Source organism: Actinopolymorpha sp. B17G11 (assembly GCF_040196095.1).
GTDB lineage: Bacteria > Actinomycetota > Actinomycetes > Propionibacteriales > Actinopolymorphaceae > Thermasporomyces.
The window spans coordinates 1-18,472 of the sequence record NZ_JBEFTW010000044.1; the positions used below are offsets into that span (position 1 = coordinate 1).

An 18,472-nucleotide genomic window follows, 5' to 3' on the forward strand; every position below is an offset into this window, starting at 1 on the left:
GGCCGGAGCTGCGCGATGGATGGTGCGTTGGAAGCCAGTGATCAACGCATTCGCCATCACCTTCGGTGACCGCTGGCCGGTGACCGAGACCTACTAACACCAACCGCCGGAAACACCGTTCGTGTTAGGGACCCGGATGCTGTAGACGGCCCGCCCGTCTACAGCGAGCGGCCCGGGTTGCTCACATTTTGCGCACGTAGGCATTGCATCTGATTCATATCAATGGCCATCGGATTGGATATTGCCTGCGTTTGTTGAGCGGCAGTTGGCAGTGGATGACAGCGGTCTTGTCCTGATGGTCTGCCTGCTTCCCCCTACGGAGTAGAAGGTCGATCAGACGAGCCCAACGATCAACGTGCGGCCCTGCCGGGGACCGATCTGTTTCATCTAGTGCCGCGCCAACTGGGGTTGTGTCGTAATCGTGTCGCCTTGTGTGAGGCCGTTTGGTGCTCGAGGCTTGCGTGTGGAGGTGGTCGTGTGGCGCGCAAGCCGGAGGTGTTCGCGCGGGACTTGTCGGTTGATGAGGGTCGGCGGTTGCAGCGGATCGCGCGGTCGTCGAAGCAGCCGATCCGGTTGCGGCGGGCGGCGACCGTGTTGGCGTCGGCGGCGGGCCGGCCCGTGCCGGATATCGCCGAGTTGTTTCAGACATCGCAGGGCTATGTGCGGCGAGTGATCCACGACTTCAACGAGCACGGGTTCGGTGCTTTGGACCCAAAATGGAGCAGCGGGCCGAGAGCACGGATCGGCCCGAGCGTGCGTGAGCGGATCTGCCGCATCGCCTCGTGTCACCCGACCGAGCTGGGGTTGCCGTTCACTCCCCCACTGTGACGCGACCCCGACGAGGATCGGCCCTTCCCGCACTGGGGTCGGATGGCTCGGTTCTCACCTACTGGTCGACCTGCTGGATGCCGGGCACTCCCGCCTCAAGGTGGACGCGAGCCGCGGTCTCCAGTGGTGCACCGGGTTGGCTGACGTACGGCACGATCCGATAGTCGGTACGCCAAGTCTCCGGCGAAACCTCGCATCTGACGTATCCGCGCTGGGAGTTGTGGAACTTCATGTGGGGGTTCTCGCGCAACCAGATCTCCCCGAGCCCGTCCGTCGGCTGGCCGTCACGGCCCGAACTGATCGACGTACCAAGGAACTCGCTGCCGATCGTGGCGGACGACGAGTCGTTGAAGTCGATCTTCAGATCGGCGGCGACGCTGCGGTGGGCGTCCCCCGTGAGGATGACGAAGTTCTCGACACCCCGGTCGCGGACGCCGTCGAACAAGCGCTGGCGCGCGGCGGCATACCCATCCCACGGGTCGAGGCCCCAGCGCTCCTCCGGGCCGTCGGTGTGGTCCGCCTGCATCATGAAGACCTGGTTGCCCACGACGTTCCACGTCGCGTCGGAGCGGCCCAGCCCATCGAGTAACCACTGTTCCTGCTCCGGGCCGAGCATCGTGCGCTGCGGATCGTGCCGGTCGTCGGGATCGGTGACCAGGACGTCGCGGTACTGGCGGGTGTCCACCATAGATAGCTGCGCCAGCTGCCCGAAGGACAGCCGGCGGTAGAGCTGCATGTCCGGACCTTCCGGCCGGGACGCCAGCCGCAACGGCTGGTTCTCGTAGAACGCCTGGAACGCGGCCGCGCGACGCTGGAGGAAGACCTCCGGATCCTGGTCTGGCTCGCTGTCGGGTTGCGAATGGCTACCGGCCCAGTTGTTCTCCACGTCGTGGTCGTCGAGCGTGACGATCCACGGGAACGCCGCATGGGCGGCCTGGAGGTCCGAATCGAGCTTGTATTGGCCAAAGCGTACGCGATAGTCGGCAAGGGAGAAGACTTCACGCGCGGGGAGATGGCCGCGGCCGATGGAGCCCTGTGCGCCGCCCTCATAGATGTAGTCGCCGAGGTGCACCACGAAGTCGAGATCATCCCGGGACATGTGCCGCAGCGCCGTGAAATGGCCTTCAGGGACGTTCTGACAGCTGGCGAAGGCGAAGGACAGCGAGGAGAGCACCGCATCGATCGCAGGTGCAGTCCGCGTGCGACCGGTGGAGCTGACGTAGTCGCCAGTACGGAATCGGTACCAGTACTCCCGGTCGGGCCGCAGGCCACTGACCTCAACATGGATGGAGTGGCCGAGGTGCGGTGTGGCCTCGGCCCCGCCCGCGCGGACGACACGGCGGAACAACGAGTCCTCGGCCACCTGCCAGTTGACCGGGACCACACTGTCCGGCATCCCACCCATGCCGTCCAATGAGGTCGGTTCGGGAGCCAGTCGCGTCCACAACACCACGCCGTCCGGACGCGGATCGCCCGAGGCGACCCCCAGGGTGAACGGATTGCTCGGAAAGCGCGGGCTCGCCCAGGCCCTGCTGGACGAGGTCATCGCCGCCGTCAGCGCCAACGTGAGCGCACCGCCGCTCGCCATCGCAACGAACTGGCGCCTGCTGGACGTGAGGCGTCTGCTCGCCATGCTTGTGCCCCTTCTCGCGACGTGTCGAAGTCGTGGGAGGGCATCACCTGACAAACGTCAGAGCCGCATCTCGCTGTCCCAACCCGCAGGGACTGTACTGGCGTAAACCACGCAGGTCAGCAGACACAAGGTGAACTCGTCCAAAACGGTCTGGCGCACCGCGGATCGTTGCTTCGGACGAACCTGTTCGTGCGACCTTCGCGGCTTGGCCCTGCGTGTGGCCGCAGCACTTTCCTGGCGGACCGAACGGCGCCTGCGGCAACACGTATCCGAGCCTCGTCGTGCTGGGTTTCCATGCGAAGCGGGAACAGACGGGCGCCAGAACCATCGGCTAGTCGAGGATTCCTACCGTCGTGTGCGCGCGCACCACTGGCAGCGTCGACTCGTCGAGAGGGCGCCGAGACGGACGGCGAAGGTGAGCTCCGCCCGCTGTGGTTGGACGACGATGCCAGTTTCCTCGCGCACTTCACGGACACGACCTGCTCCTCCACGATCGGAGGGAAGCGCATCATCAACGTTGCGGCTAGCCAGACTCAGCGGTGGTGCGGTGAGCCGAGCGCCAGAGCGGTGAACAAGGCTTGACCTGTCCACGTGCGCGTGCTCCTGTCTCGTTGGGATCGATGGTTGATCGTGGGGAGGGAACGTGGACGCTAGGCTGAATCGACGTAGGTTTCTCCAGGCCGGTGCGCTCGCCGCGAGCGTGTCCGCTGGCCTGTCGGGAGGGCAGCAACCGGCCGCCGGGGCCACCACCTTCCGCGGTGTCGCGAGACCAGAGCCGGAGGACGGGTATGACCTCTGGTTGCGTTACCGCCTGGTCGGCGATGCCGGGCGGCTCGCCGAGTACCGTCACCTGCTGCCGGAGGTCGTCGTCGAGGAGGACTCGGCTCGGATCGGCTCCGTACGCACTGAACTGGGCAAGGCGTTACCCGGCCTGCTCGGACGCGACGTGCCCTTCGTCGAGGTGCCGACGCGACCGTCCTCGCTGGTCGTTGGTACCTGGGACGGTTCGCCCCTCGTTCGTTCGTTGGTGAGTCGCGGCGAGATCGAACGCGTCGGTCCGGAGGGATTTCTGATCCGGTGGCGGCTGGCTGGCGGTCGTCGCCATCTGGTCGTGGCCGGCACCGGTGGTGCAGGAGTACTCCATGGCACTTTCGCCTTGTTGCGCAGGCTGCAACGCCATCAGTCCCTGCGCGGCCTCGACGTCGACGAGCACCCTCGCATGCCGTTGCGGCTGGTCAACCACTGGGACAACCTCAGCCGTAGTGTCGAGCGGGGCTATGCCGGGCGTTCCCTCTTCGACTGGAATGCGCTGCCGGCGCCCGACCCCCGCTACACCGACTACGCCCGCGCGCTCGCCTCTCTCGGCATCAACGGCACCGTGGTCAACAACGTCAACGCCAATCCGGCGTTCCTGACCTCGGACATGATCGTCCGCCTGGCCGGCCTCGCGGACGCCCTACGACCGTGGGGTGTCCGCTTCCACCTGTCGGCCAACTTCGCAGCGCCGTTGGCCCTCGGCGAGCTGCCCACGGCCGATCCCCTCGACCCGGCCGTGCAGACCTGGTGGCGGGACAAGGCCGACGAGATCTACGCCGCCATCCCGGACTTCGGTGGCTTCCTCGTCAAGGCAAACTCCGAAGGCCAGCCGGGACCGACCGACTACGGACGTACGCATGCCGACGGCGCCAACGCCCTCGCCCAGGCAGTCCATCCGTACGGCGGAATCGTCATGTGGCGCGCGTTCGTCTACGACGCGAGCGACGGTGATGTCTCCACCGATGCCTACGAGACGTTCACGCCACTGGACGGTGAGTTCGCCGAGAACGTCGTCCTGCAGGCGAAGTACGGCCCGGTGGACTTCCATATCCGGGAGCCCGTGCATCCACTCTTCGGAGCGATGCCACAGACGAACATGATGCTCGAGCTGCAGATCACCCAGGAGCACACGGGCCACGCGACCGACCTGTGCTACCTGCCCACCTGGTGGTCCCAGGTTCTCGACTTCGACACCCGGGCGCGCGGGAAGGGCACGACCGTGGCACGCGTAGTGGACGGCACGGCGTACGACTACGCCCACTGCGGTGCGGCAGGTGTGCTCAACTGGGGCGACGAGCGAACCTGGTCCGGTCACCATCTCGCCGCCGCCAACGCACATGGCTACGGCCGGCTGATGTGGGATCCATCGACCCAACCGGCCGAGATCGCCCGCGAGTGGACCGAGCTCACCTTCGGCACCGACCCCGCCGTGGTCGAGCCGGTCCGCCAGATGCTGCTCGGCTCGTGGCAGACGTTCGAGAACTACACCTCACCGCTCGGCGTCGGCAACATGGTCGCGGCCTCCGGCGGGCACTACGCCCCCGACCCGGTGGGATCGCAGTCGGCGCACCGCTCCGACGCCGACGGCACCGGATTCGACCGCACGGCGGCGACCGGCACCGGCTTCACCGCGCTCTACCACCAGCCGTGGCGGCAGGCCTACGAATCGCTCGCGGACTGCCCCGACGAGTTGCTCCTCTTCATGCACCAAGTGCCGTACGACCATCGGCTGCACTCCGGTCGTACCGTCCTCGACCACATCTACGAGACCCACTTCGCCGGCCTCGCCACGGTCGAGGACTACCGCAAGACCTGGGGTGAACTCGCTGACCGCATCGACGAACGCCGGCACGCGGAGGTTCTCGCGCGGTTCGATCAGCACGTCGAGCACGCCACCGCGTGGCGGGACAGCGTCGTCGGCTACTACTTCGAGTTGAGCCGGCGGCTCGCGACGAACCGTTCGTGGGTCCAGATCACGGTGCCGCCGGAATCCGAACTCCTGTTGGGCGGTTGGCCGACCCGGGTGCCGATGAGGGCGGGGAACGCCTCACCGGACAGTCTGGACGTCACCGCCCGCGTCGACATCTCCGGCGCACCTGGTGGGCCTGACGGTTGGACCGCCCGGACGGCGGCCGCCGCAGTCTCGTCGCAGGAGTTCGCGACCCTCGTCCCCACCGTGGTCCCACCCGCGGCGGGACTCGACGCGACGCTTGACCTCGACGTCGCCGCCGGCGACCTGCCGGTCATCGGTGCGACCGGCGTCGCCTTCTCCGTGGCGCCCGCCGCGCAGCTCTGCCACCTCGCCCTCGACGCGGGAGGGACGAGCAGTCCACTTTTCACGTCGTACGACCGGCTCACCCCGAACGACGCCTGGGACGCCGACCGCGGCTACGGCTGGGTGGGTCCGCCGCCGGAGTTCCGCGACCGCGGCAGCGGACTCGACCCGCTCCGACGCGACTTCTGCAACGCCACCCGCCCGGCCACCCTGCGGGTGCGGGTGCCCGCCGGAACGCATGAGGCGTACCTCCTCGTCGGGGACGTCGTGGGATCCTCGCCCACCGTCATCTCCTCGGACGGCGCCGAGCTGGGTCGCAGCGATCCCCTGCCCGGCGGGGTGTTCGCCTGGGTCCACTTCCCCCTTGACGGTGAGGCCGCCGGTCGCGACGTGGACCTCGAGCTCGCCAGCCTGCCCGGGGAGCACTGGCACCTGAACGCGTTTACGATCGTCGATGCCACCGCCGCGCCGCCACCGGTCGTCGTGGGCGCGGTGTCCGACTCGCACCTCCGGCTGCTGCCCGGTGAGCCGACACCGGTGCGGTTCTGGCTCTACAACTTCACCGACGCCGACCGGACGGTCGAGCCGGTCGTCATCGCCGCCGACGGCTACACGGCCGAGCTGGAGACTCCGCGGGTCGACGTACCCGGCGGTGGGGATGTCGAGGTGACGGTCACGGTCACCCGGGGTGCTGCGGCCGGTGGCGGCGGCGAACTGACGTTCACCATCGACGGCGACTCCCGGGCGATCGGCCTCCAACCCGTCGACAACTGGCTCGTCGCCGCACAGCTGTCCGCGTCCAGCACCCACACGCCATCGTCCGTCGCCAACCTCAACGACGGGAACACCGACTCCGAGCAGTGGGGTGGTGGTGGCGCAGGCGGATGGAACGACGGTACGCCCGGCGTCTTCCCCGACTCGGTCACCGCAGCCTGGCCGCATCCCGTGCCGCTCGGTCGGGTGACCGTGCACACGCTGGACGCGGAGGCGTTACCGGCTTCCGTGTACGGCGTCCGCGACTACGACGTCGAGATCCATGCGGTGGGTGGCGAGTGGCAGGTCGTGGCCGAGGTGCGTGGCAACACCACCGGAGCGGTAGGGAGCAGCTTCGACCCGACCGAGACCGACGCCCTGCGGATCGTCGTCCACGACAGCAACGACCATGCGTACAGCCGCCTCGTCGAGATCGAGGCGTTCAGCAGCTGAACGGACCGACGGGGCCGAGACCGAACGACGAGGGAGAGCGGTGTCATGGACAACGAGCGGCGGCCGGCACGGCTGGATCGTGCGACGTTCCTGAAGGTAGCCGGCGGGGTGGCCGCCGGCGGCGTGCTCGCTCCCTGGTGGCCGGCCGCCAGCCAGGTGCTGGCCGAACCGGCAAGCGAGAAGCTGCGCGTGGATCTGTCCGAGCCAGCGGGGAAGCCGACCTACTCCGCAACCGGTTTCCTGCACGGCCTCGGCGAGGACGGTACGCAACCACCGGACCCGTTGCTGCTTCCGTTGAAGGCGAAACTCTTCCGTGGCGGCGGGTCCACCCTGCCGGGCGGGGCGTGGTCGAAGGGCGGATACGACGGATACGCGGTGCGGTGGCAAAACGTCGTCGACCGTTACCGCCGGGTGGCGCCACCGCCGATCGAAGCCGAGTACTGCATCGTGCTGAGCGACCTGTGGGGCGCCGAGGGCGTCACGCTCCAGCCGACCGATCCGTACCCCGGCGACGACGGCGACTGGACGAGCTGGGAACGATTCCTCACCCAGGTCGTGAGCGACGCACACGCCGCGCGGCTGGACCCGGACCGGATCCAGTACGAGATCTGGAACGAGCCCGACTTCGGCGACCACTACTGGCCCCGCCCGTGGGAGCAGTACGTCCAGACGTGGCAACGAGGCGTGCGCCTGATCCGCGCGTTGGATCCGCGAGCCCGCATCGTCGGGCCGACCTTCACCCGGATGACGACCTCCGGCGACGGCGGCCACATGGACGACTGGCTCGACATGGCCGTCGCGAGCGACACCGTACCCGACATCCTGGCCTGGCACGACCTGATCCCGAACCGCGACCCCGTCGACCAGGCAGGGCTCGCCCGTCAGCTCCTCGCCGAGCGGGGCCTCGCCGGCGTCCGCCTCGAGCTGAACGAATACCTCCCAGGCGGCCAGCTCAATCCCGGCTTCAACGCGTGGTACATCGCCCGGCTCCAGCGGTCCGGGATCGACTACACGGCGCTCGCGATCTACGGGCCATGCTGCATGTTCCCGCTCCTCGACGGCCTGCTCGTCGACGTCGACGGCGAGCTGGTGACCGACGCGCGCTGGTGGGCGTACCAACGGTACGCCTCCATCACCGGAACGCTCGTGACCACACGCCCCACCGGCGATGTCGACGCCGTAGCAGGTGCGGACCCGGAGAACCGGCGGGTGCGGGTCCTTGTGGGCAACCGGATCGGCGCCGCCAGCGGCGAACTCGCCTCGCCCTTCTCGGTCACAATCGATGGCCTTCGACACGCTCAGACCTACCTCCTTCGCGGCGGCAACATCCCGATACGGCTCGAACGCATCCCCCACAAGGCCGTACTCAGCGAACCTGAAGCCGTCAAGGACATCGACCTCACCCCCAAGGGCGGCGAAGTGACCATCACCTTCGACTGGGCGGACCCACGGGATGCCTACGTCCTCACATTGGGCAAACACGAGACCGACCTGCCCGCCTACGCCGTGGTCGAGGTCCTCCCCGAGCGCCCGGTGCTGCTGCCCGGCGAGCCAACAACCGTGACGTTCCGGATCCGCAACTACACCGACACCGACCTGACGCTCGAACCGAGAGTGTCAGTGCCGGACGGGTACACCGCCGCCACGGCTGCATCGGTCACGGTGCCCGCGGAGGGAGATGCCGAACTCCAGGTGACCGTGACCCGTGCGACGACCGATCTTCGCGAGGTGGAGCTGCGCCTCGACGTCGGCGACTTGATGTCGCTGGTGAGGCTCGAGCCAAGTGACAACTGGGTACGCATCGCCGAGATAACGGCGTCGAGTACGCACAGTCCGTCCTCCCCGGCATTCCTCAACGACGGCCGGACCGACCCCGACGACTGGGGCGGCGGCGGAGCGAACGGATGGAACGACGACACACCCGGCCAGTGGCCCGACACGATAACGGCGACCTGGACCCATCCGATCACCCTGAACCGCGTCGTCGTCCACACCCTCAACTCCGCCGTCTACCCCGCCTCGGCCTGGGGAGTACGCGACTACGACATCGAAATCCAGGCCAATGAGACCTGGCAGACCATCGCCCAGGTACGCGGGAACGTGACGGGCGTGGACGAAAGCCAATTCACCACGGTCGAAACTGACACGTTGCGCATCGTCATCCACGACACCAACGACCACACTTACAGCCGCCTCGTCGAAATCGAGGGATACCACAGCTGACGGAGCGGCTCGAGCTCGGCCCCGTCGACACCCGGCGACGTCCTGGACAGCTGGGGTGAGGACCTCGAACTTCTGCGACCAGCGTAGGCCCCAAGGCGCCCAGTCGGTGCTTTCGCTCAGCCGCGCCCGGGAGCAAAGTAGTCCAACAGGTTGAACGGGTACGGCTTGGGTTGCGTACTGACCTGCGCGAGCAGGTCCTGGTGCTCGTCACTCAGGCTCCATCCGCTGGCGCCGAGACTGGAGCGGACCTGTTCGATCGTTCGTGGGCCGATGATGGGGGCGGTGACGCCCGGCTGCTGCATCAGCCAACGAATGGCAACCTGTGGCACCGATCGTCCCGTCTCGGCTGCGACCTTCTCGACCGCTTCGAGGATGGTCCAGGTCCGTTCGTTGTTGTACTGCTCCCAGGACATGTCGAACGGTATGTCCGAGCTGTCCTGCACGCGGCTGGACTGCGGACGCGGCGCGTCGCGCTTGAACTTGCCCGACAGCCACCCGGCCCGCAAGGGACTCCAGGGCAGTACGCCGAGGCCCTCGGCAAGGCACACCTGCAGGGAGTCCCACTCGATCTCTCGGTCCAGCAGGTTGTAGAGCGGCTGCAGTGCGACGTAGCGGGCCCAGCCGTTGCGTTCGCTGAGGTCCAGCGCTTTCTGCAACTGCCATCCGGCGAGATTGCTGGCTCCGATGTAGCGAATCTTGCCTGCCGTCACCAGGTCGCTCAGCGCCGACAGCGTCTCAGCGATGGGTGTGGTCTCGTCCCAGGCGTGGGTGTAGTAGAGGTCGATGTAGTCGGTGCCCAGCCTCGACAGACTGGCGTCCACGGAGGAGAAGATGTTCTTGCGGCTGAGGCCGGTGTTGGCCGGACCGCCTGTCCATCTCCCCAGCAGTTTGGTGGCGATGACGAAGTCGTCCCGGTCGCGCCGGGCGAGCCAGCGCCCGAGCACCTCCTCCGACCGACCTTCGGTGTAGCCCTTGGCGGTATCGATGAAATTTCCACCCTGATCGGCGAACTCGTCCAGGATCTCGAAGCTGGTCTCCTCATCACTGGGGCCGCCGAAGTACATGGCGCCAAGGCACAGCTCGCTCACTTTCAGTCCGGATCGGCCGAGCAGACGATATTCCATAGGGACAACGCCTCGTTTCTGTAGTCAACCTGGGTCGAGCCAACGCTATGACTTCGAGCGCGCTCCAGGTCAACTCACGTGCGAGCGCACCATCGGGAGGCAAATGGCGTGAGTCGACGGTAGCGAGCCGCTCGTCGGATGCCCGACTGGTGCGTTGACCGTGAGCGCCAGGTCAAATCGTTGGCGAGAGCGACTCTCCACTGGTAAGCAGGTCGCCATGCAGATCACCACTCGTCAGCCACCTGATCGTGAGGCGCGATGAGCCTGCCGAGTTTTGTGGTGATCGGGGCGATGAAGGCGGGCACCTCGAGCCTTCGTCACTACCTTGATGGGCATCCCGACGTCTTCGTGGGTCGCGGCGGAATGCTCGGCGAACCGAACTTCTTCGTAGCTGAGGACAACTGGCGCCGCGGCCGTGGCTGGTACGAGTCTCTCTTTGACGACGCCGACAGCGCGCTTGCGATCGGGGAGTGCTCTCCGTGCTATACGTGGGCCCACGTCTATCGCGGCGTGCCCGAGCGGATGGCACAGGTCGTTCCCGAGGCGCGTCTCGTCTACGTGGTGCGCGACCCCATCGCTCGCATGCGTTCGATGTACATGCACCAAGTCTCGGCCGGGCGGGAGAGGCGCCGCGCGAAGGAAGCTCTGCTGGATGAGCGTTATATCGGGCCAAGTTTGTACGGCTTCCAACTCGCGGCGTTTCTCGATCACTTCGATCGGAGTCAGGTCCTCGTGGTCGCGAGCGAGGTGCTTCGCGACAGACCGCGTGAGGTGCTGAGCGCGGTGTTCGCCCACCTCGCCGTCGATCCCGCCGCGGTCGACCTCGACAAGCGGCATCACGACCACCGTTCGATAGACAAGCCCGTCCCGCGCCTGCACGATCTCCAGTGGCTGCCGCGACGTCAGGTCAAGCTCCTTCCGCGGTGGCGACCTGATCAACGCACCGGGCTGGCTCGGTTCCTCACCACCCGACGTGCGCGCGCCGACGACTCCGCGATCCCGCGCGAACTCCGCGACCGGCTTGCCGAGCGACTGCTCCCCGACATCCGCGGCTTCGAGGATCTCCTCGGTCACGAAATACCCAGCAGTTGGAAGTGGACGACGGCGCATTAGTGGAAAAACCGTCCTCCAGGACAACGTGACTACCATTTCCGTCGCCAGCTTGAGACGTAAGAGCCTCAATACCCCTAACTGCTGGGTGTGCCCATCGTCTTGTTCTCGTGCGGAAACTCGATGCCCGGAATCGGCTCGCGCAGGAATCCGCACAGCTTCTCCCACCCGTCGACGGTGGTGATGTCCAGGACCAACAGCCGCTCGGGATCTACCGTGCCGATCACCGCTTCATTGTGCTCGCGGAAGCGCTTCCTGAACAGGAACTCGTGTGCCACCGGCGATCCGTACGCGAGGTTGCGCAGCCGCCACCGAAACTTGTCTCTCACCGGGTCAGTGACCGGGTGCGCGCGGTTGAAATGGTGTCCTACGCTTCGCCACCACGCATCTTCAGGTCGTACCGTGAGGATCACGAGCAGGTCTGGATAGGCATCTACCAGCTCACGATAGAAGTAGGCGGTTGGCAGGTCGGTGACAGCGTCCACGTCGTCGTACAGTCGGAAGTTCGGATCGTTATCCACGCCGTAGATGATGTCGTTCAGCCGTTGCTGGTCGCAGTGAAGAGTTTCATATCCGAGGATGCCCAACGCGCGAGCGAGGGAGGTCGTACCGGTCTTGCTCAGTCCCGCCCCGAGAATCTTCATCCGATCATTCCCTCAATCGCCGTGACTGGCCGACGCAGCGTGACTCGTCGGGTTCCCGGTGGTGATGCGCGACCTCGGCTGGCCTATTGGTAGCCACGTGCCTGGAGATGGTACAGCTCGGCGTAGTGGCCACCGGCGGCCATGAGCTCTGCATGCGTGCCGATCTCCGAGACGCGGCCGTGGTCGATGACAACAACGAGGTCGGCGGCGGCGACCGTGGAGAATCGGTGTGTCACCAGCAGCGGCGGACCTGCCCACGAGTTCGCGGAGTTCGTCGGCAACCTGTGAGAGGCGACCAGGCTGGGCTGGGTCATGGGTGAACCACGACCGCAGTCGCACATAGGTACTCATCGTTGGCAGTGTGGTTCAGGACCCGCTGCTCCGCACTCCGATTTGTCGACGGACTCCGCGCGACACCCGTCGAATGGTGAGCCGCGGCGGATGGCCCGGTGCGCTTACTGCGTGATGAGGTGGATGTCGACAAACCGTGGGCGGTTGAAGTTGGCGTTCCTCTTGATCACGTCGAGCCCACCGGACGCGTTCACGTTGTACGAGATCGTCAGCGTGCCCGGCTTGCTGATGGCTGGGTGCGCGGCGATGTTGTACGGCGCGTACAAGCCTTCACCCGAATGCGCCTCCGGCGCGACATATACCGCCTGGCGACCGTCGAACGGTCCGGTCGGTGAGTCTGCGACTGAGACGTAGATGGTGTCCCCGAGCAGCGAGTCGGAGGTGGTCAGCACCCACTTGCCTTCCACCGGCGTCACGCTGTACGACGCACCCATCTCCCGGGCAACGCGCGCCGAGGCGCCGGGATCGCTGGTCCACGTCTCGCCGGTGAAGTACGTCCACGAGTCGATGTCGGCAAGATGGCCGACGCGGGTGCGGGCGACGTGCATGTGCTTGTCGAGCCAGACGGATTCGACACCGTAGATGTAGAGGAACTGTCCACAGCGGACCACGTCGACGCCCCAGGCGACGTCACCATCCATCGGCACCGTTGTCACGGCATCGATGTCGAAGTCCTTGTCGAACGTGACCAGTGTGGTGCCGATCCATGCGAAGTTGAACGGTGGCGGATCGTCGGTGGGGCCCTGTTCGTACTCGAAGACCTGCAGTTTGCCGTCGTCGACGATGCCATCACCGTTCCACTGCCACAGCGGGCCGGCAAGGGAGGTCGGATCATCCCGGGTTCCGCCGGTGATGGTGAGGTCGGGCAGACCGTCACGACCGCCCAGGACGGCGGAGTTGTTGACGAGTCCAGGCGAGTCGCCGAGGCTCTCATCGTCGTTGACCGGGCCCAGCCAGGTGTCGTTGAACAGCCAGACGACCTGCTTCCCGGGCAGGAGGGTCGAATAGGTGCCGTCAGCCGCGGCCCAGCCGCCTTCGTTCTCCCAGCCCCCACCGCTGTTGCCGAACTCCCGCCACGCCTCGGTGAGCTCGACGTTGGCTGTCGCGTCCTCGACCACGACGTCCCTTCCCGTCGGGAACCCGATGCACGTCCCCGGCATGGGGTCCGTCGACCGCGGATCTGGACCGGTCGCCGATGCGGCAGTGGGAGCCAGAATCGCTGTCAGTGCCGCTGCGGCTAGGAGGGATACCCCACACCTGAACCGAAGTCGTTTCTGCATGAGGTACCTCCAGGCTTGGTGTCCCTGTGCACGCGAGCGCCGCGGCATGCGCGCCAGGACACAGTGTCAGGAGGTCGACCAGGAATGTCCACGCCGACGTCGAAGTAGGCCCGTCAGACGTCCTGAATCGGCTCACTGGAGGCCCTGCTGCGGGTCACGCCCCGCACATCGACGCTGTGGGGCCGGCATGCGCCGCCATCTGGTGTCGTGAGGCGCCGGGCTGGCGATTCACGGCGGGTTGCTGGTACTGATGCTTCTCGAAGCCGACCCGACACCTTGCTCACCTTGCTGACCCCGGAGGACCTCAGCTGTGGAGATCTGGATCAACCCGGCATGTTCGAAGTGCCGTGCCGCCACCAAGGCCCTCGACGAGGCCGGGGTCGTCTACACGGTTCGCCGCTTCCTCGACGATCCGCCCACCGCGGACGAGTTGAACGATGTCCTGTCGCGGATGAAACTCGAGCCCTGGGATCTCGTTCGGCACAACGAGCCTGCTGCCCAACCTCTCCGTGACCTTCCCCGCGACGCCGCTCACCGCGAGGCGTGGATCGAAGCGATGGTCTCCCAGCCCATCCTCATCCAACGCCCCATCCTCACCGCCGACGACTCCACCACCGCGGTCGTCCGAGACCCCGAAACGCTCGCCACATTCCTGCCGTGACGGGGACGGTCCGCCGTGACTTGACCGCGGAGCCTGCGCTGCGATCGGCGATCACGACAAGCGCTCGGTGATCAGGGTGCGGATCAGGTGGCCTATCCGCTCGATGCAGGCCCGGTCGCCTTCAGTCACGCCGATCGCGAGCGATCCCAGGGCGATGATCAGTGTGTGGAGGTCCAACCGTCGCCGGTACGTCTCGTCTGTCGGCGCGGCGTAGCCGGCCAGGAGCGGTGGCAGGTCCAGCCGCGGGTCGCGAACTCGGAGCACGGCCAGGTCGTGGACCGGGGCACCGGGCAGCCAGTCGCCGAAGTCGATGATCCCGCTGACCCGTACGGTCGCGCCGTCCGTACCGTCACCTGTCACGAAGATGTGCTTCGGGCTGAGGTCCCCATGACACAACACCCACTGCTCACAAGGAAACGCACGGACGTATCCGTCCACCAGGTCGAGCATCCGATCGAACTCGGGGACCGTAAACCCGGCGGCGAGGATCTTGTCCCCATCCTCGTATCGGCGAGCCAACTCGGTGCCCATGACGGTGGGCCAGTCAGGTCCGTCATGGACAGCGACTGCGTTCATGCGTGCTATCAGTCCGCCGATCTCTACGAGGACCCCGTGGCGTTGCCGCATCGAGAGTCGATCAACGACGTCGCCGAGCGGGCGGCCGGGCACGGTGCGCTGCACCATCACGGGAAATTCCGAGCCGTCCATCTGGACCGTCTCCAGCAGCAGGATCTCCGGGACGGGCACGCCGACGGCACGGGCCGTTTCGATCGCCCGAGCCTCGCCGGCCGAGCGGGCCGGAGTCGTGACATCATCGAAGCGGAGGATCCGGACCACGACATCCTGGTTGTCGACACATCGCACCCGGTAGACCTCGTTCGAGTACCCCTCCACGATCCGGTCCAGCCGGTCGATCCGGGCTCCCACGGCATGACGTACGAGCTCGACCAGCACCGAGCGAGGCGTACTCGCCTGAGCGAGCTGCCACTCCACATACGAGCCCAGCGGCGACATGCGGCCATTCCAACAAGCCGGCCGCCCAAGGACCAGAGGGTTTTGTCCGACGGGAGCCTCACCCGAGGTGCGGGTGGGCTCAATTCAGGCTTTGGCGATCGAGTGCTGCCCGAAGCTGCTTGAGCGCCTCGCGCCTCCAGAATTCCCGGTGAGGGTACTGGTCGTTGCGGTTCCAGCGCATTGTCGTGACGCCGGCCCACTCCAGGAGTTCGGGGAGATCGTCGACCAGGAGCAGCGGGCCATCACTGGCGGCCAGCCAAATGACGCACCAGGCGGCGGCTGACGAGCGGCCACTGCTGGCCGACGCCAAGAGCAGGGTTCCCCCCTGCCGTTCTCGTGGGTAATGGGAGCACGCTCGGTCTGGGCCATGGCACATGAAAATGTGAGCCACCAGATGTCGAATCCCGTATAGCCCCGTTCGTCGGTGGGTAAACCGCAACGGATGCATGGAGGCGATCATGAACGACCAACCAACCAGCACGGGCCTCCCGCCTGTGGTGGACAGAAGGACCTGGCAGGAGGCGCGGGAGGCACTGTTCGCACGGGAGAAGGCGCACACCCGCGAAGGGGACGCGATCGCGGCGGCGCGGCGGCGGCTGCCAATGGTGGAGATCGACGCCACCATCGAGGTGATCGGTGCTCACGGGCCGATCCCGATCCTCGACGTCTTCGAAGGTCGCAAGCAGCTGATCGCTTACTTCCACGCCTGGTGGCCCGACCAGCCCGCCACGGAGCAGTGCGAGGGGTGCACGTTCTTCAACTGCCAGGTCCGCGAGCTGTCCTACCTCCACTCCCGCGACATCACCTACGCCGTCCTCTGCAAGGGCCCGTACGCCGAAAGCGTCCGTTACCGGGACTTCCTGGGCTTGGATATGCCGTGGTACTCGGCCGAGAAGACCGCGCCACGACTCCTGGAGGGTCGCGACTGGCAGACACACCATCTCGTCTGCTATGTCCGGGACGGGGAGCGGGTGTTCGAGACGTACTACACCGGTGGTCGCGGTGTCGAGATCATGGCCCCCACCCTCGGGCTGCAGGACATGACCGTCTACGGGCGCCAGGAGGCGTGGGAGGAGTCCCCCGGCGGCTGGCCCCAACCCTGGTACAGCGCCGAGAATCCCGATACCTGGCGTACGAACGGACGCCCCATCGCCCAGTGGTCACGCATCGAAGCCGGCCGCTCTGACCAGCTGACCTAACGATCAGCTCGGACGCGTGTCCGTTGCGGATCCGCCAACGTACGCCGGGTCCGGGCCGCGCGCATGCGTCAAGCCCTCGGATGGTTGTCGGTTGCGTCCAGCTAGTGGTCCGTGTAACCGTCGGATGCTCACCATTCTGCGACGGGAGCCGGCATGACTGAGCATCGGCTTGAGTTCAGGATCTCCGAGAATCCTTGGGCACCCGCAGCCGCAGTGGTCGAGATCAACGAGCGCTGCGGCTGCGGACTGGAGCTCGTTGGCTTGGCCGAGCAAGAGGGAGGCGTGAGCAGTGCGGCGTTCGTTCGCTGGCCCGATGGCCGCGACGGTGCGATCAGCAGGTCCAAGCTGCCGTTGGCCCGGATGCGTCAGACGGCTGAAGCGGTGAACCTTGCCAAGGCGGCTGGGCTGCCGGTTGCTCGACATGAGCTCGTCGTGCAGCTCTCCGACGGCCTTGTGGCCATCGTCCAGGAGCGCCTTCCCGGCAGGCATGCAACTCGGATCGACGCACGTGTGATTGACGCGGTGGTGGAGACGAACGAGCGGTTCGCACATCTGCTTGCCGGCCGGCTCGACATACCGACGTCTGCCGCCTTTCCGACCCAGGATGGTGGCGGCCACCGATGGGAGGAGACGCTCGGCCAGTACAGCGACCGCACGAGACGCGTACTCAAGCGGCTCTACGAGATCGATGGTGGTGAGCTCTACGCCATGACCGGCGACGATCTCATCCACACCGACTACTCCCTGGGCAACCTGCTCTTCGACGAGCAAGGACAGATCAGCGGCATCGTGGACTGGAACTTCGGAGCAGACCGCGGCGACCGACGTTACGCGCTACTCGGGATGCGCGGCTACCTCGCCGGCGATGGGCGTTGGCACGAAGGACACGACGCGGCATCCGATCGGCTCGAGGAGGTGCTCGCCACCATGATCGAACCAGCATTGCTACGAACCTACCTTGCGCACAGGGCGGTTCACGGCCTGCACGGATCGATCGAAAGCTTCCCACACAGACCCGACCGCATCGAGCGAGATCTCCGCGCCGCGGAGATGCAGCTTGCCACGTGACGCGCGACCTGATGGCCAGCGATCACCCCGGGTGGGCGGCGGTGGTCGCCGAGACCGTGCCATGTGCCTCGGTACGCGGGGGCTGCCGCATCGGTGGTGGCATGGCCGCCGAGACCTTCGCGATCGAGACCACCGACGGGTCAGTCGTCGTCAAGCGGTTCCGGCGTCGGCGTAGCAATGCGGTTCGGTTCGAGTGGGAGCGGCTTGGCTTCGCGCAGCGGGTAAACGCTCCGGTGCCGCGGCCGCTCGCCCTCGACACCGAGGGCCGCTGGTTCGACATGCCGGCACTTGCCATGACCCGACTGCCCGGGCGCCTGAACCTCCATCCCCGAGACGTCGACGGGTGGATCCAGCAGCTCGCGTACGCACTCGTCGCCATCCACGACACCGACACCACCGGCGCCGAGGGCCCGCTCCTGCGTCCGTCGTGGGTCCAGACCTGGCGGCCGCCCAAGCTACGCAGTCCGAGCCCTTTGACCGACCGGACCGTCGCGGCGATCCAGCGCCACCTTCCCGGCGTGTCCTGGCAGCCGGTCCTGATCCACGGCGACTTCCACCCCGGCAACACCTTGTGGTGCCGCGGCCAGCTCACCGGCATCGCGGACTGGTGCGAGTCCCGGCTCGGCCCGGCATCGTTCGACCTTGCCACTTGTCGGGTGGACATGGCCCTCCTCCTCGGGCCCGCCGCCGCCGACCGGCTGACCCACCACTACGCCGCCATCGCTGGTGCGGAACCGGCCGACCTCCCGGTCTTCGACCTCATCTTGGGGCTCGACGCCCTCCGCAAAATGACACGCGTGCTCAGGGGCTACCGACTGCAGGGAGTCATCGTCAATCCGGAGCAGTTCACAGACCGGGCGACCGTCTTCCTGCGCCACGCGCTCACCGAGCTGGGAGCGTCCTGACCGGACGTTCGCTACGTCACACCGCTCCATAGTTTCTGGTCCCTCCGCGGCTCGATCCTGCACGAAGACGCGCCATTTATCGCAGGAGACACCACCCGAAGCACGTCCGGCTTTCGGGCGCCGGGCGCACGATGC

Annotated in this window: 15 protein-coding genes; 8 read left to right on the forward strand and 7 right to left on the reverse strand. The window is 66.6% G+C overall.

Annotated elements, in window-relative coordinates; translation table 11 throughout:
* Positions 1-477: 477 nt before the first annotated feature.
* The gene (locus tag ABN028_RS30680) at positions 478-828 is read left to right on the forward strand and encodes a helix-turn-helix domain-containing protein (RefSeq protein WP_349699016.1); all 351 of its coding nucleotides are present in this window, start codon (positions 478-480) and stop codon (positions 826-828) included.
* A 58-nt stretch (positions 829-886) separates the two neighbouring features.
* Here the strand turns inward: ABN028_RS30680 and ABN028_RS30685 are convergent, their stop codons facing one another.
* A complete protein-coding gene (locus ABN028_RS30685) occupies positions 887-2,461 on the reverse strand; it encodes an alkaline phosphatase D family protein (protein WP_349699017.1) in 1,575 nt (524 codons plus the stop codon).
* A 643-nt stretch (positions 2,462-3,104) separates the two neighbouring features.
* On the opposite strand from ABN028_RS30685, the gene ABN028_RS30690 reads away from it, so the two are divergent.
* Complete coding sequence (locus ABN028_RS30690) at positions 3,105-6,758, forward strand: alpha-glucuronidase family glycosyl hydrolase (RefSeq protein WP_349699018.1); 3,654 nt, start codon at positions 3,105-3,107, stop codon at positions 6,756-6,758.
* Between the two features lie 45 nt (positions 6,759-6,803).
* A complete protein-coding gene (locus ABN028_RS30695) occupies positions 6,804-8,981 on the forward strand; it encodes a hypothetical protein (RefSeq protein ID WP_349699019.1) in 2,178 nt (725 codons plus the stop codon).
* A 116-nt stretch (positions 8,982-9,097) separates the two neighbouring features.
* Here the strand turns inward: ABN028_RS30695 and ABN028_RS30700 are convergent, their stop codons facing one another.
* Positions 9,098-10,105: an aldo/keto reductase gene (locus ABN028_RS30700; RefSeq protein ID WP_349699020.1), complete on the reverse strand. Its 1,008-nt coding sequence runs from the start codon at positions 10,103-10,105 to the stop codon at positions 9,098-9,100.
* A gap of 258 nt (positions 10,106-10,363) precedes the next feature.
* On the opposite strand from ABN028_RS30700, the gene ABN028_RS30705 reads away from it, so the two are divergent.
* A complete protein-coding gene (locus tag ABN028_RS30705) occupies positions 10,364-11,218 on the forward strand; it encodes a sulfotransferase domain-containing protein (protein ID WP_349331494.1) in 855 nt (284 codons plus the stop codon).
* Between the two features lie 74 nt (positions 11,219-11,292).
* Here ABN028_RS30705 and ABN028_RS30710 read toward each other — a convergent pair whose 3' ends face one another.
* From ABN028_RS30710 to ABN028_RS30720, 3 genes are all read right to left on the reverse strand, one after another.
* The gene (locus ABN028_RS30710; RefSeq protein ID WP_349699021.1) at positions 11,293-11,859 is read right to left on the reverse strand and encodes a sulfotransferase family protein; all 567 of its coding nucleotides are present in this window, start codon (positions 11,857-11,859) and stop codon (positions 11,293-11,295) included.
* 83 nt (positions 11,860-11,942) lie between these two features.
* Entirely contained in the window at positions 11,943-12,173 is a 231-nt protein-coding gene (locus tag ABN028_RS30715) for a hypothetical protein (protein WP_349331496.1), read from the reverse strand.
* Positions 12,174-12,314: 141 nt separating this feature from the next.
* On the reverse strand, positions 12,315-13,370 hold the full coding sequence (locus tag ABN028_RS30720) for a DUF5005 domain-containing protein (protein ID WP_349699022.1): 1,056 nt from the start codon (positions 13,368-13,370) through the stop codon (positions 12,315-12,317).
* A gap of 430 nt (positions 13,371-13,800) precedes the next feature.
* On the opposite strand from ABN028_RS30720, the gene ABN028_RS30725 reads away from it, so the two are divergent.
* Positions 13,801-14,151, forward strand: coding sequence for an ArsC/Spx/MgsR family protein (locus tag ABN028_RS30725; protein WP_349699023.1), 351 nt, complete (start codon positions 13,801-13,803; stop codon positions 14,149-14,151).
* A gap of 51 nt (positions 14,152-14,202) precedes the next feature.
* On the opposite strand, the gene ABN028_RS30730 is transcribed toward ABN028_RS30725, so the two are convergent.
* Together ABN028_RS30730 and ABN028_RS30735 are read right to left on the reverse strand one after the other, a co-directional pair.
* The gene (locus tag ABN028_RS30730; protein WP_349699024.1) at positions 14,203-15,165 is read right to left on the reverse strand and encodes a phosphotransferase family protein; all 963 of its coding nucleotides are present in this window, start codon (positions 15,163-15,165) and stop codon (positions 14,203-14,205) included.
* 79 nt (positions 15,166-15,244) lie between these two features.
* The gene (locus ABN028_RS30735) at positions 15,245-15,475 is read right to left on the reverse strand and encodes a hypothetical protein (RefSeq protein ID WP_349699025.1); all 231 of its coding nucleotides are present in this window, start codon (positions 15,473-15,475) and stop codon (positions 15,245-15,247) included.
* 148 nt (positions 15,476-15,623) lie between these two features.
* Here ABN028_RS30735 and ABN028_RS30740 point away from each other — a divergent pair, with 148 nt between their 5' ends.
* From ABN028_RS30740 to ABN028_RS30750, 3 genes are all read left to right on the forward strand, one after another.
* Positions 15,624-16,364 (forward strand): DUF899 family protein, encoded by a 741-nt coding sequence (locus ABN028_RS30740; protein ID WP_349699026.1) that lies wholly within the window; start codon positions 15,624-15,626, stop codon positions 16,362-16,364.
* Positions 16,365-16,517: 153 nt separating this feature from the next.
* Entirely contained in the window at positions 16,518-17,432 is a 915-nt protein-coding gene (locus tag ABN028_RS30745; RefSeq protein WP_349699027.1) for a phosphotransferase, read from the forward strand.
* A complete protein-coding gene (locus tag ABN028_RS30750; protein ID WP_349699028.1) occupies positions 17,429-18,337 on the forward strand; it encodes a phosphotransferase family protein in 909 nt (302 codons plus the stop codon). Before ABN028_RS30745 ends, ABN028_RS30750 begins: the two co-directional genes overlap by 4 nt.
* Positions 18,338-18,472: the final 135 nt, after the last annotated feature.

Bases quoted from the DNA above. Each gene is read 5' to 3' on its own strand.
- ABN028_RS30730 (WP_349699024.1), bottom strand. From the start codon at position 15,165: ATGTCGCCGCTGGGCTCGTATGTGGAGTGGCAGCTCGCTCAGGCGAGT.
- ABN028_RS30705 (WP_349331494.1), top strand. From the start codon at position 10,364: ATGAGCCTGCCGAGTTTTGTGGTGATCGGGGCGATGAAGGCGGGCACC.
- ABN028_RS30715 (WP_349331496.1), bottom strand. From the start codon at position 12,173: ATGACCCAGCCCAGCCTGGTCGCCTCTCACAGGTTGCCGACGAACTCC.
- ABN028_RS30695 (WP_349699019.1), top strand. From the start codon at position 6,804: ATGGACAACGAGCGGCGGCCGGCACGGCTGGATCGTGCGACGTTCCTG.
- ABN028_RS30740 (WP_349699026.1), top strand. From the start codon at position 15,624: ATGAACGACCAACCAACCAGCACGGGCCTCCCGCCTGTGGTGGACAGA.
- ABN028_RS30700 (WP_349699020.1), bottom strand. From the start codon at position 10,105: ATGGAATATCGTCTGCTCGGCCGATCCGGACTGAAAGTGAGCGAGCTG.
- ABN028_RS30710 (WP_349699021.1), bottom strand. From the start codon at position 11,859: ATGAAGATTCTCGGGGCGGGACTGAGCAAGACCGGTACGACCTCCCTC.
- ABN028_RS30685 (WP_349699017.1), bottom strand. From the start codon at position 2,461: ATGGCGAGCAGACGCCTCACGTCCAGCAGGCGCCAGTTCGTTGCGATG.
- ABN028_RS30720 (WP_349699022.1), bottom strand. From the start codon at position 13,370: ATGCCGGGGACGTGCATCGGGTTCCCGACGGGAAGGGACGTCGTGGTC.
- ABN028_RS30745 (WP_349699027.1), top strand. From the start codon at position 16,518: ATGACTGAGCATCGGCTTGAGTTCAGGATCTCCGAGAATCCTTGGGCA.